This window comes from Acinetobacter sp. WC-743 (assembly GCF_000335555.1).
Taxonomy (GTDB): domain Bacteria; phylum Pseudomonadota; class Gammaproteobacteria; order Pseudomonadales; family Moraxellaceae; genus Acinetobacter; species Acinetobacter bereziniae.
Genome location: NZ_AMFQ01000075.1, coordinates 1 through 14192, shown reverse-complemented (window position 1 = coordinate 14192; position 14192 = coordinate 1). Strand labels below are relative to the sequence as shown.

At 33.5% G+C, this 14192-nt stretch carries 12 protein-coding genes; 8 read left to right on the top strand and 4 right to left on the bottom strand.

Features of this window, described 5'->3' with window-relative positions; genetic code table 11:
- The first annotated feature begins 9 nt into the window (after positions 1-9).
- From ACINWC743_RS09735 to ACINWC743_RS09710, 6 genes are all read left to right on the top strand, one after another.
- A complete protein-coding gene (locus ACINWC743_RS09735) occupies positions 10-318 on the top strand; it encodes an I78 family peptidase inhibitor (RefSeq protein WP_009585291.1) in 309 nt (102 codons plus the stop codon).
- A 1024-nt stretch (positions 319-1342) separates the two neighbouring features.
- On the top strand, positions 1343-2668 hold the full coding sequence (locus ACINWC743_RS09730; RefSeq protein ID WP_228129105.1) for a serine hydrolase: 1326 nt from the start codon (positions 1343-1345) through the stop codon (positions 2666-2668).
- A gap of 156 nt (positions 2669-2824) precedes the next feature.
- Positions 2825-3769 carry a hypothetical protein gene (locus ACINWC743_RS09725; protein ID WP_009585302.1) on the top strand — a complete coding sequence of 315 codons (945 nt, stop codon included), beginning with the start codon at positions 2825-2827 and terminating at the stop codon, positions 3767-3769.
- Positions 3770-3807: 38 nt separating this feature from the next.
- Positions 3808-5067 carry a hypothetical protein gene (locus ACINWC743_RS09720; protein ID WP_009585348.1) on the top strand — a complete coding sequence of 420 codons (1260 nt, stop codon included), beginning with the start codon at positions 3808-3810 and terminating at the stop codon, positions 5065-5067.
- 531 nt (positions 5068-5598) lie between these two features.
- On the top strand, positions 5599-6345 hold the full coding sequence (locus tag ACINWC743_RS09715) for a helix-turn-helix domain-containing protein (protein ID WP_009585296.1): 747 nt from the start codon (positions 5599-5601) through the stop codon (positions 6343-6345).
- Positions 6346-6376: 31 nt separating this feature from the next.
- Complete coding sequence (locus ACINWC743_RS09710) at positions 6377-6802, top strand: VOC family protein (protein ID WP_009585309.1); 426 nt, start codon at positions 6377-6379, stop codon at positions 6800-6802.
- A gap of 143 nt (positions 6803-6945) precedes the next feature.
- On the opposite strand, the gene ACINWC743_RS09705 is transcribed toward ACINWC743_RS09710, so the two are convergent.
- A complete protein-coding gene (locus tag ACINWC743_RS09705; protein ID WP_009585323.1) occupies positions 6946-8514 on the bottom strand; it encodes an ATP-binding cassette domain-containing protein in 1569 nt (522 codons plus the stop codon).
- Between the two features lie 331 nt (positions 8515-8845).
- Positions 8846-10051: an aromatic amino acid transaminase gene (locus ACINWC743_RS09700; RefSeq protein ID WP_009585333.1), complete on the bottom strand. Its 1206-nt coding sequence runs from the start codon at positions 10049-10051 to the stop codon at positions 8846-8848.
- 337 nt (positions 10052-10388) lie between these two features.
- On the opposite strand from ACINWC743_RS09700, the gene ACINWC743_RS09695 reads away from it, so the two are divergent.
- Positions 10389-11159 (top strand): alpha/beta fold hydrolase, encoded by a 771-nt coding sequence (locus tag ACINWC743_RS09695; RefSeq protein WP_004830798.1) that lies wholly within the window; start codon positions 10389-10391, stop codon positions 11157-11159.
- A 148-nt stretch (positions 11160-11307) separates the two neighbouring features.
- The gene (locus ACINWC743_RS09690; protein WP_009585315.1) at positions 11308-12273 is read left to right on the top strand and encodes a DMT family transporter; all 966 of its coding nucleotides are present in this window, start codon (positions 11308-11310) and stop codon (positions 12271-12273) included.
- A 149-nt stretch (positions 12274-12422) separates the two neighbouring features.
- Here the strand turns inward: ACINWC743_RS09690 and ACINWC743_RS09685 are convergent, their stop codons facing one another.
- Together ACINWC743_RS09685 and ACINWC743_RS09680 are read right to left on the bottom strand one after the other, a co-directional pair.
- Positions 12423-12656, bottom strand: coding sequence for a DUF2171 domain-containing protein (locus ACINWC743_RS09685; RefSeq protein ID WP_004830796.1), 234 nt, complete (start codon positions 12654-12656; stop codon positions 12423-12425).
- 569 nt (positions 12657-13225) lie between these two features.
- The gene (locus ACINWC743_RS09680; protein ID WP_009585344.1) at positions 13226-13996 is read right to left on the bottom strand and encodes a hypothetical protein; all 771 of its coding nucleotides are present in this window, start codon (positions 13994-13996) and stop codon (positions 13226-13228) included.
- Positions 13997-14192 lie beyond the last annotated feature (196 nt).

Below are 14192 nucleotides of genomic sequence, written 5' to 3'. Positions count from 1 at the left end.
GGTCACTTTATGAAAAATGTTGCTATTATCGGTTTGGGTATTGCAAGTTTAGCAATTTCTGCATGTTCTTCAATTCAAACCAATGCTGCGCAAGACCAATCAGCACAAAATATGCAAACCACTTGTATTGCTGAACGTGCGACGCAATTGATTGGTCAAAATGATATGTCTGAAGCCAAAATTAAACAACTTACACAAGCCACGATAGTTCGTAAAGTTGCTCCAAATCAAGGTGTGACAATGGATTATCGTGTAGAACGCGTAACGGTTACTGTTGACCCAGTGACTAAAAAAATTACCCAAGCAAGTTGTGGCTAATTTATACCTTTAAATCATTAAGTTCCGGTAAAGATTGAATAAATTTTGATTTATTCGATCTTTATTTATGTGTAAAATAATAGATCTCTTTCATAGAAAAATGATCAATAGGTTCATTTTATCTATAGCTGATCATTCTCTTTTTCATGTTTAATTGTATGAAAAGGATTTAAAACAATTCATTTAAAACCGCAAACCAAACTTGATCAACTTTTATTACAAGCGATTTGGAATTTAAATCAAAAAATTACTTTTCTATGTCACCAGACTCAAATTTTTGTAACATCGAATGAGTTAGATCGAGGTGTTCTAACCCACTTAAAAACATTAAATTTCGATAAAAATAATAAAATAATTGGTATATTTAGTGAAGGTTCTGGTATACGACTACTTGTTCAAGCACTTGATGCGACAGGCGCATTTCAAAATAATGAGAATTTGTCAACACACCCTAAAATTGTCTGTCAAAATTTATCATTGTTGATGCTGTTCCTGAATGGAAATATTATGAAATTCAAGGACTAAACATAGATGTAAATAATATTTCAGTGATGACCAAAAATCAGTTATTTAGATATGATGAACATAATAGCCAAAATATGATTGGTTTAGAAATTCCCATTAAAAAGCTGATATATCCGATAAATACCTATCATTTTATGTCTGAAATACTACAACATATTTTTATTCATTGTGCATCATTTATATCTCGCTTTAATAAATAACATAGATTTAATCTATAATTTTAAATTAATATCATGTTGTAGAATAAGTGAATAATATATAAATAAAAACACTATTTATTAAAGACGTTAAGATAGAATAAAAAATATTTTATAAATGCATTTATAATACTTGATTGAAAAATTATCTTTGCTATAGTTTAATTGCATCCGTGCTGTAAAAAATTATCTTTCCTCATTCACAATTATTATTACCCATTATGAAAAGACTGATTTTAATCTTATTGTTAATTATGGCTTCAACCTCAGTATTTGCACAAAATGAAAACTATAAAATGGTCATGAACAAGCTTATAAGCAACTTTAATGCCGATCAGTATGAGAAAATTTTTAATGATTTCTCTGCTGAAATGCAACAAGCGCTGCCGCTTGAAAAAACAAAACAATTTTTTTCAGGATTAAAAAACAAGGCAGGAAAAATTGAAAGTACAGTGTTTTTGAATGAGCAGCAAGGTGACTATGCACTTTATAAAACCAAGTCTGAAAAAATGGAGTTCACTGTGAAAATTTCGATCGATCATCAGAATCACATCAGTGGACTTCTTTTTAAACCGAATGAACAACAAAAAGAGACAAAAAGCGATACTTTTAATGCACTGAACACGTATCCTAAAGAGATTTCAAACATCATCTTTACCAATGCGCAAAATTTTCCGAATAATACTCAGCTTTCGATTGCAATCCTTGATAAGGATAAAGTCAAATATTATGGTGTAATTAAAACCAATAACAAGCTTCAAGAGATTGAAAATCAAAATAAAGTATTTGAAATAGGATCAATTACAAAAGTCTTTACCTCAACTGTTTTAGCTACTCTGGTTGATGAAGGTCAAATTAAATTAACGGATGAAATCAATTCGTTTTATCCAGCTTTAAAATTTAAAAATGATATTCAACTGAAATTTAAAGACTTAGCCAACCATACTTCTGGCTTACCACGCTTACCTGATAATCTAGATTTATCTAATCAAAGCAATCCTTATAAAGATTATGGTAAAAGTCAGATTGAACATTATCTTCAAGATTCATTAGCAATTGAAAATACAGTACAAAAAAAATATGTTTATTCAAATTTAGGTGCAGGATTACTCGGTTATACACTTGGACAATCACAAGGAGCTAGTTTTCAAACACTTTTACAGCAGAAAATTTTTGATCAATATCAAATGAAAAATTCATTTGTAAACTCAAATAATCTAGCTGATCAGTTGGTCAAAGGACAGAATGCTGAGGGTCAAATAATACCGAATTGGGACTTTGACGTTTTGTTTGGTGCAGGTGGAATGCTCTCAACCACAGAAGATTTAGCAAAGTTTGCTCGTGCACATTTTGACGCCAAGAATACGGCGTTAGCTTTAACACGTACACCGACTTTTGAGATCAATAAAGATTTAAAAATTGGTTTAGCTTGGCACTTATTAAAAACACCTAATGGCAAGGATGTAATTTGGCATAATGGCGGGACAGGTGGATATTCATCATCTATGGTTATCAATGTGAAAGATCAGACTGCTGTGATTGTTTTATCCAGCCTTTCAGCGTTTCATGCAAAAAACAAAAATATTGATCAATTATCTTTTGAGCTCATCAATGAAAAGGACAAATGATAACATCAGATGATGTATGTACTGGATTGTGAAAATAAATGTTTAGAAATAATCAAACACTCAAATTGTCCTATACTTGATGCACATCTGTAATGCAGTTTAGTATTTAATATAAGTTGTCATCCAAGTTGTATTTTAGTGAACTGAATTGAACTTATGAAACTAGAGCTAATTCAAAAAGATATTTTTGTCGGTCCTATACTTTCTGCAATTTGTATAGATGAATATACATCTGCATTCTTGTCGTATAGTGAAGATCACAAATATCAAATCGTCTATGTGTCTAAAGATAAATATAAAACGATAGATCTAGGCTACAGCGAGAAATATTATCAACTTGAATACTCACCCATTTTGTTTTGTATAAATCATCAACTCGGCATCATTAAAGACAAAAATGAGCTGTTATTATATTCACATGAAAAAAACAGATTCGCGCCGATTAAGATAGACAAAACTGAAACGCTCCCTCAACGATTTAACTTGTATTGGAAAAACTCAATAAGTGATTGTTCTGTTTTCCCCATTTGCTTTAACAGTGATGGCATGGGGCACGATACAAGATATTTAGCACTACTGGATTTAGATGTTATAAATCATCAAGCTTATTGGAAAAGTTGGATTACATTAGAGGCACAGACATTCTCATCTCACAAAGATAAGCAGTATCCACCTAAAATTGATACAGTCATGTTACAAGATAATGAATTATATATATTTAGCGCGGGTGGGCAATTGGTATCCATAAACAAGTGGGGAATGGATTATTATGCTTTTATCAAAACTGATTTAATGGGAAAGGTTGTTGAAACTTTGATTGATAGTGGAGATTTGCATTCAATTGATCAGAAAAAGCGTGGTGTAAATGGCTTATTGAGTAGTTCACAAAAGTATTTAATGCTTACACCTGTTTTCCAAAATGACGAATGGAAAGGTAAACAAAAGATTTTTTCACTCGCCACAAACGAAATTTTAGACATCACTTTTCCACGTGGTTTGGGCAAATATCCGCAAATTATCCAGCATTCAGGTGATATTTTTTGGGTATATTTACGCGAAGCTCAAAGTCTTGCAATGTGTAAAGAAAAGACGCCATTATGACGCAGTAATTTTTTATTGGATTTAGATGAACAGAAATAATGAAAGAAAAAGCTGAAAATTTAATAGATGTTTTTAAACAACAGGGTTGGAAGACCCCAAATCTTTATGAAAGGCTTTTTGAGCTGCTTGATGATCACCAAGCCGCTTCTACTTTTTGTCTTTTATTTATGACAAATTTTGAGAAAGGAGCAACAATATTTAATGATTCGCTTAGTTATATTGAAAAAGCAGATTTTTCTAAATTGATCGTTTTATCACTTGATCGATTAAAACAGCAGCACAATGAAAATGCGGATGCAGTCATTGAATATGCCAGTTTACAGTTTCCAGAATTACTGCATCCATATTTAGACCTCATTTTTGAGTTAAAACCGAATGAATCTGCTTTTTATGCTGAATATCCTTGGAGAAATCTAGCTGCAGACGATATAAAACCTTTTATTGAGAAAATAAAAAGTCATTCCACAGCACTATTGGATCAGCAAAAACTCTATCGGTGTTTGATGGAAACACGGAACTTAGACACGCTCAATTTTGCTTATCGATTTGCAGTTAAAAATAATATTTTTGCAAGAGAGGATATAGAGGACTATTTAATTGATGATCTAGAATCTGTTGGATTTACATTTAGGCATGGAAAAATTGAAAGCTATTGTCCAAACCTAACATTTCATTTTAAATTTCCTGAACATTATTTTCATGATGATCGTCCTATCCATATCAATAAAAAACAACATCCGACTTGGCGTTTGACAACCAACGATAAACACTTTGCATTTGGTGGATTGATTCAAGAGGATAGTCATAATCCATTTATTCATCTCGTCACATTTGAGGAGATTCCAAAAGGTTTAAATATTAAAAGTTTAGAACGGCTTAAACTCGGCATGCACATTAGAGAATTAAATGAATATAGCGAAATATTCTATCAACATGACCAGTTTGGAGAGCCGACTAAAATTGGTGATACAACAGTTGTCGAGAATTATCCCGATTTAGCGATTAAACATACTCAAATTTGCTTTTCAGAAACTCCATCTAGATGGCTATATCAAAGTTGGGGTAGTTCAAATGGTAGAGAAAACTTGTTTAGATTAGGCGGCGAACCTACATGGATTCAAAGTCCTCAAGTTTTAACTTGCCCAGTGTGCAATGAGAAAATGGATTTTCTGATGCAACTTGATACTGATCTTCCAGATATGGAAAACGGTGAGGTTTATTTTGGAAGTGGTGGAATATGTTATGTATTTTGGTGTGATCAATCACAAGTAAGTGGCTATTTAGTTCAATGTACCTAACAATAGACCTCTTGCGAAAGTAAGTTTATGGGTCATTTAGCTATATGCAATACCTTATATAGTCAAACCGCCTGATTATTCATACAAGTGATTTGGATGATTCATTTATTTTGTACTTTTGAATCATAAACAGTCTTGCTATCACGAGGCGACATGGATGTCGCCATGTTGAGCGGGGGTATTAGGATGTACCCCTCGCTCAACGGAAGATTTTTGTTACTTTTCATCTCTGAAAAGTAAAGTATCGCCTACGCAAAACAATTTAAACTTTAGAGCTAAAGCGTGGCAGTGCAAGCTTTATATCATCAAACAATATATTGATCGCTTTAATTTTATTGATCAAGAGAAATAATATTCAACTGGATGAATTTTTCAACAGATTGACTATATAACAAAGCTCACAGCTGCTCAAATTTTGACTAACGCAAGAGATCTAATGAAAACCATAATTTATACAGACGCCTTTCCTTTGAAGTGTAAAATTTAGTTTGTTCACTCTCTATGATTATCAAACTTTAGCCGAGTATTGAATTGAAATATCGGGAAATTGAAGCAAAGGGTTTTTTAAATCATTTTATAAAGTGCTTTTGGTATTATGAAACGGAAGAAATCGACACCCAGCATACTATTTTGCCTGATGGTTATTTCGACTTAATTGCTGAGTTTAGTCACAGGAAATTAACGCTTGTTAAACTTACAGGAATATGGACCACACCAAAAGAGATAAGAATTTCAAAAAACACTCAGATTTTTGCGGTTAGATTTAAACTTCCGGCAATCGAATATGTTTTCAAAGATCAATTAAAGTCGATTTTAGACACATCCATTAACTTAGCTTTAAACTTTTGGCAGCTTGATCAATATCATTCAGATGAATTTGAACATTTTGTTGTTCAAATATCAAAAGATTTAGAAATTTTATTTAATGATTTAAATCAAATTGACCATAGAAAATTGAAATTATTTCGCATGGTCTATGATCAAGAGGTGAAAACTGTGGCTGAAATTTCTAACCATGTTTTCTGGAGCAGTCGACAAATCAACAGATATTTTCAGACAACATTTGGGATCACGCTAAAAGAATTTTTGAACATTGTACGCTGCCATACAGCATATAGGAAAATAACCAGTGATCATCTCAATCCGAATTGTGAATATTATGATCAAGCACATTTTATTAAACAAATAAAAAAATACACAGGGACTACACCGAAAGAATTAAGTAAAAACAAAAATGACCGATTTATACAATTATTTAAGGTGACATCACAATCATAATTGATCATCTTAATTTGCAGGTGCAATCAATATGAATATTCATAAAATCTCTCCAAACTTTGAAGTGTCTGATATACAAAAAACTGTGGCTTTTTATGTCGATCACTTGGGTTTTAAATTAATCATGGCAGTTGCAGAATCTCAAGATGGAATAGATACTCGTTTTTTGGACAACAAAGCTTATGTTTATGCTTTGGTACAAAGAGATCAAATTGAATTTATGTTTCAGCGTTCAGACACTTTTAAAAATGATGTTATATTTTCCAAAGGGTTGAATATAGGTGCATCTGTTTCATTTTATATGGAAATTGAAGGCATAGAGGCATTTTATTTAGCGCTTAAAAGCAAAAATCTAGAACTTACTGAATTAAAAACAGCGTGGTATGGAATGCAAGAATTTTATTTGAAAGATCCAAATGGTTATATTCTCGGGTTCGCTGAAGCAACTCAAAAATAGTCAATGTTTAAGCATGAACATAATGACAAACTCTCAGGATAAGCCAGAACGAATATGCTTTAATTTATTGGCAGAGAATTTGTCATTTCCTGCTATAGAGCGATAAACACTTTAATGTTGCTTTGAAATATTCATTTGCAGCACTAGTGAAGTAGATATGCCTCATTTATTCCGCATTCTTCAACAAAGAATGCATCATGCGAAACTAAAATGACAGCACCTTTAAATTGCTCAATGGCTTGTGCAAGTAGCATTCTAGATTCAATGTCTAAGTGATTTTCAGGTTCATCCAATAAAAGTAAATCAACACCATTGGCTGCTTGACTGATGGCTAATAATGCGACTTTAAGCTTTTCCCCACCACTTAATTGCCCCAACTTCAACAAGGCTTTCTCGCGACGGATACGTAATTGTCCCAAAAGTTTTCGCCACTCAACTTCAGCAATTTGAGGGTTAAACATGGCTAAATTTTCAATCACCGTGAGATCATTATTTAACAGACTAAAGTTTTGATCCAGATATAGACAAGCACCATTAAAAAAGATTTCCTGAGTCTGATGATGAGCAATCATTTTTAACAAGGTTGATTTTCCAATACCGTTGGCACCTTTAAGCTGAATTTTTTCACCAGCATGCAATGAAAATTTGATTTTTTGTGTCGATGTATAGGGCAATCTTAAATCATTGATTCTCAATATTTCACCTTGACGCGCGCTATGCAGTTGAAATTCAAATCTTTGAGGCTTAATTTTCTCTAGTTTGCTTTGTTTATCTTGTAAATCATGTTGTGAATCATCCATTTGACGAAGTTGTTGCGTGCGTAATTTTCCAAAACTTTGTCCAGCTTGCTCCTTTTTAAAGTCGAGTAGAATTTTAGCTTGAGAGTTTGAGTCTCGTAGCTGTGCTCCTTTACGTTGCCGTTTTTGGGCTTTCATTAAGCTTTCGTGTTGTTGTTGCTTTAACTGTTTTAATTCACGTTTATCTTGTTGAATCGACTGAGTTAAAGCATTGATCTGTTGCTGATGTTGTAGAATGTAGTCCGTATAATTTCCACGGATGTGCTGTAATCCCAATTCGGTTAATGCATAAATATGTTGAACCTGATCAAGCAATTGACGGTCATGACTGATCAGACATACACCAGCAGGGTGAGCCAAAATAGACTCCATAAGCCATTGTCTAGATTGAATATCTAAATGATTACTCGGTTCATCTAACAGCAAATAATGATCTTGCTTTAAGAATAAACGACACAAGGCTAATTTGGTTTTTTGTCCTTCACTCAGTTGTTGAATTGGATAATTTAAATCCATCGGTAACTGTGCGTTATGTAAAATCTGTTGCCATTTTTGTGGCAGATCCCAAGCATTCTCAACCAAGTCATAATCTTCAAAATTGGCAGTATTTTCCTCAATCCGTTGAAATGCACGATGTAAGTATTCAACCTCCAATCCTTGAGCAATGGTTTCTGCTTCTAACCGTTGCAATTGTGCTAAATAGTCATGCTGGATATGCCACGTTATTTGACCGCTATACGCTAGATTTGAATATTGTTGCAAATGCAAAATCTGAAAAAGTAATGATTTACCTAAACCATTTCGTCCAATCAAAGCTGAACTTTGCCCTGAATAAAGCACCAAATTCAATTGATTAAACATATCTTGAGTGGGGAATGCCAAACTCAGATTTGAAATAATACATGCCTGTTGCATGGGAGAACCCTCATATAGAGGATGCACAAAATAGGATGAAATAAAGCTATAAATAACAGGGTTATTCTATTTATCGTTAGTGTGGTATCAGAACCAAAAGATAAGTTTTGCCTTGAGTAAAATCTATTTTGCACATCAAAAGTTAAAAATAATGATGAGAAAATGACTTACTTCATTGGCTTTACTCTTTAAAAGATGAGATGAGAATATCTATTTTATAAAATTCAAACCAGATGTCAATCCATGTTTATGGATGATATTGGATAACTTAAAAAATCCCTAGCTTTTAACAACCAGGGATTTTTTTAGATTCAAACCACTCTTTATTAAATCAAGAGGTTGCCTTAATGACTTCTGCAACAGAGCTTGCCACATAGTCAATATTTTTCAAGTTTAAACCAGCAGCGCACATACGACCGCTACGAACCAAGTAAATGGCATATTGATCTTTCAAAATATCCACTTGTTCAGCAGTTAAACCTGTATAACTAAACATACCTTGTTGGGCAGTCAGATAATCAAAGTTGCGATCAGGCAGAGCAGCAGATAATTTTGCTTTTAACAGTTCGCGCATTTGAATAATACGTTCACGCATTTCTTTTAGTTCTGCATGCCATTGTTCAGTCAGCGTTGCGTCGTTCAATACATTATCGACAACTAACGCACCAGTTGTAGGTGGGCTTGAGTAAATACGACGTACAGTTGCTTTTAACTGACCTAAAACTTTTTGTGCTGTTGCTTGATCATCACATATGAATGTCAAACCACCAATACGCTCACCGTACAGTGAGAAAATTTTAGAGAATGAATTGCTGACAATAAAATTTAAACCAGATTGATCTAAAGCACGAATAGCATAAGCATCTTCTTCTAAGCCTTGCCCAAAACCTTGATAAGCAATATCAAGGAAGGGGATAAGATCACGTGCTTTTAAGACTTCAATAACACGATCCCATTCAGCAGGTGTTAAATCTGCCCCAGTTGGGTTATGGCAACATGGATGCAGTAGAACGATACCTTTGGCTGGAATTTGTTTTAAATCTTCCAACATGCCCTCAATATCAACACCATTGCTTGCAGCATCAAAGTAGCGATAGAAATGCGAATTGATTCCTGCGCCATTGAAAATTGCAATATGGTTTTCCCAAGTCGGTTGGCTGACCCAAACATCAGATTCAGGGAAATATTTTTTGAGAAAATCAGCACCCACTTTGAGCGCACCAGAACCGCCCAGTGTCTGAATAGTCACAGCACGACCATCTTTACGCGCTTGACTGTTTTCGCCTAACACTAATTTTTGGGTCGCTTCGTTATAAGACTTTGAACCATCCATTGGTAAATAAAGCTTTACCTTATCATTGCTTGGTTCAATATTCTTCAACGCTGCTTTTACAGCATTTAACTGAGGAACAATCGTGTCCTCATTATAATAAAGACCAATACTTAAATTTACTTTATGTGTCCGTTCATCCTTACCAAAGGCTTCCATTAAAGAAAGAATTGGATCACCTGCATAAGGATCTACATGTTGAAACATGGTCTCAAGTCCTAAATCAAACGAAGATATTCGTGTTTGATAATATAGGTAATTCGAAGTCCGACTCAACAGCAGAATGAAGTTTATTTTTTATTATTTATTCAACTTTAGATGAAGTTCAGTCTTATTTGACTATATTTACGACTGAATTTGCGATTAAAGCAGAAGCTAAGTAGAAAATAAGTAATATATGGTGGTTAATGCTAGGCACAAAATATTTTAAAATATGGCTTGCCTTTAAGTCGCATTATTGTGACCTGAATGATAAAACTATTGTCCTAGATTTAGCTTCTTGTCATCATAGCGTGAAAGCAATTTTAATTTTGGAAGATTCTTAATGTTACTCAATTATCAATACGATCAAGCCCAATCTACATCGGAAAATCAACAAACACTTGTTTTGATCCATGGCTTGTTTGGTAGTTTAAGTAATTTAGGGATTATTGCACGTGCCTTTCAAGAAAAATTTAATATATTGCAACTCGATGTGCGTAACCACGGGCATTCTGAACACTCTGTTGAAATGAATTATACGCTCATGGCATCTGATGTTTTGGAAACACTCGACCATCTCAAGATTGAAACTTTTGTTGTTGTTGGGCACTCCATGGGCGGTAAAATTGCAATGAAACTGGCGGATCTTGCACAGGATCGTATGTTGAAGATGGTGGTGCTAGATATGACACCTTATGCATATCAAGAAAATCACCATGATCAAATTTTTAAAGCATTATTTGCTGTTGAAAATGCGCAATTAGAGTCTCGAAAAGAAGCCACTGAGCTTATGCGCCAATATTTAAAAGAAGAAATGGTCATTCAATTTTTATTGAAATCTTTTAATAAAGGGAAGTGGCTATTCAATGTGCACGCATTATTTAACCATTATGCTGATATTTTGGACTGGCAAAATCAGTCGGTAAATACAGTTCCAGCATTATTTATCAAAGGTGGGAATTCTCCCTATATTTCAAAACCAGAGCATTTTGATGCAATTGAATCACAATTTAGCCACAGCCAAGTTGAAATCATTCAACAGGTTGGTCACTGGTTGCATGCCGAAAAACCCGCTGAAGTAAATCAATTGATTTCTACCTTTATAGAGAAATAATCAGATAAAATTTCGAATTTCCGCATCACTTCATAAATCAATATTTTTGAATTATTGTGCTTAGTGTTATGAGTAAATGCTCATTATGTCATGATGTATTATTAGTTCTAATATTTTAAAAATACATATTTTGAACTGAACATTGCACATGAACACAAAAAGAATCGTCTGGGCGGATTTTACCATTTATTTGAAACTGACCTGTGTAGCGATGCTATGGGGTGGAACTTTTATTGCAGGGCGTGTGATTGCCTTTGAAATGCCTGTCCAAATCGCAGCGTTGATGCGTTTTATCGTTGCCTCTATTTTACTGATGATAATTTTGATAAAAGTAGAAGGGTCATTTAAGACAATAAACCTTAAACAGCATTTACTTACTGCATGTATGGGACTCACTGGGGTATTTGCCTATAATATTTTTTTCTTTGGTGCGTTATCGCATATGCAAGCAGGGCGAACCGCATTATTTGTTAGTCTCTCACCGATATTGACCATAATTGCAGCACGAATTTTTTTTAAAGAAGAACTCTCGAAATTTAACTATTTTGGTGTGGTTCTCGCATTTTTTGGAACTTTACTGGTTGTGACCAAAGGTCATCTTTTTTCTCAGTTAAACACTTCTTTTGGAACGGGTGAATTAATGATGAGTTGTGCTGTACTCAGTTGGGTTGCATATACATTGCTTTGTAAAAAAATTGCGGGTTTATCACCACTGATCATTACAACCTATTCAACACTTTGGGGGCTATTTTTCTTATCTATGAGCTTTATCCCGTATCTTCGACAATGGCAAAGTTTTACGTTCCATGCCAGTATTTATTTGAGTGTCCTTTATTTAGGCGCTTTAGGTACAGTGTTGGCATTTGTATGGTATGCACAAGGCATTGCAAAAATAGGTACATCCAGAACAATTATTTTTAACAATTTAGTGCCTTTATTTGCAGTACTACTGGCATTTTTACTTCTTAATGAACCAATAACAGTAGTAATGTTGGTCGGCGGCGCAATGAGTTTTATTGGTGTTTTAATGACCAATAAAAAACCTTTAAACTGGCACGACACACGCTATTCGACGGACAAATCAGCGAATCAAAATAGAATAGGATTAAATTGATATTTTCCAAATCAAAAGATATCGAATTATTGTCGGACAATAAGTTTTAAAAATGATTTGGTTTCTTCAATAGAACAGCCCTCAAAAGAGGGCTGTTCGTAATCATTAGATTCAGTTTAAATTAAAATAAAACGGGTATAGATTTTTTCCTAAACCTCTATCCAAGTATCTTTTACTTCTTGAGAGTCTTTGGTCAGAATAACTTTTTGATCTTGGATTTGTCCCACCCATGAGGTTGGGATCAGATGATGGTGTCCATCTCCATGTTTGGTCAGCTTAATTTGATCTGTACCTACCAGATGATCTACCTCACCAACTTTAGTTCCGCACGCAGCGATAACATCAGCATGATTTTTAATACTCTCAACATTGATAGAAGTCATTTCATTCTTTCCTATTGAAATGTGATTTGAGTATTCACCATAGCCTAAAGATCTTAGAGAGTCTTGGAATGAAAAGGAAACACTACAAGACCACCTAAACATTTACTTAAGGCTTTAAGATTGCTACATGGTAATGTCTTGAAATAAAAAAGATTGCAGTATTTAATTCTTGATAGTTAATTGTTTTTATTGACTATTTTTTGTAGTTTTTAACACTTTTATCGTAGTTTTCACAAAACTAAACTTCATTTGAATTGAATCATTAAAATGTGCTTCTGCTGTGAGTAAGAAAATAAATTGATAAAATAACGTACTGATACACGACTAAGAACGATAACAAACGACAGGCTAAGCATGGGGGCTAATTTTTTAATCTTCAATTACTAAATCAATTAGACACGAATTTAAACGTCATCACATGAACTTATAAACTTCACTTAAAAGGTTGAACATTTGGATGATACTGGTAGATAATCAATAAAATGACTAAACTACCAGTCATAAAATAATAAACTTATCAATTCTATTGAGTATTCAATAGTTTGTACTAAATGGATTTTTTAACTCTATTAAGACGATTTTTTAAATAGTTTGGAAGGTGTGAATAGATGTGTCTTAATTTGATCTGCTTGAATTTTTCTAAAAATTGTTTGATAAGTATTAAATCTTGAAACACGTTTATCATCTGTATTTGAATAATCCATAACATTGTCTGTAAAACCTTGATGAAATCTCATTTCATTATCGTGAAATGTATGTAATAAGCCTAAGGTATGACTTAATTCATGTGCTATCACATCCATGTAGGGTGGGGCATCAGCAAATATAACGACAGATTTTCCCCATTCTGCATCTTTATTTTTATATACAGGATATAAGTCTGGTTCTCGTTTAAAAAGTCGAGTATCAGCCTCAAAACTCGCAGAACCTTCAATGACTGATCCTAGTTTAACTATTCTCATAACATTTTTCTTTAGAACAGGATCATAAACCATCTGATAAATAGGCTCATATCTCATTGCGATCGGTGCAAAAAAGACATATCTATGAGATTCATACAATGAATCTATGGGGAATAATTTAAAGTTTTTTCTCTCATATAACTTTAATAATTCTGCTTTAAATTTCTCACTATTATCCTCAACTAAATAAGTGACTTCTCCCTCTGCTGTATCTGTTTTATGATATTCATTCACTGGAACGTATAGCTGGTTTGGATCTCCAATTTTAGTTTCATCTTCAATTTTGATTTTATCTGACCACCATTTTTGTACAAATGCTTGAACTTCTGAATCATTTTTAGCAAGGAGATCTAAATCAAATACTTCTTTTCTATCCACATCTGAGATCATTAAACACTGGTTAAATATTCTATTTTTTAATTCCCACTCATAATTTTTCGGCTTTTCTAAAATTTTTCCATTTACTTTGACATCGACTGATGTGTGCTGAGAAAACAGGAGGTTTTAACTTGGTAAACTATAGACACTCATCAGGAGTTTACCATGAGCAAGAAACAGAAGACTTACACCGCAG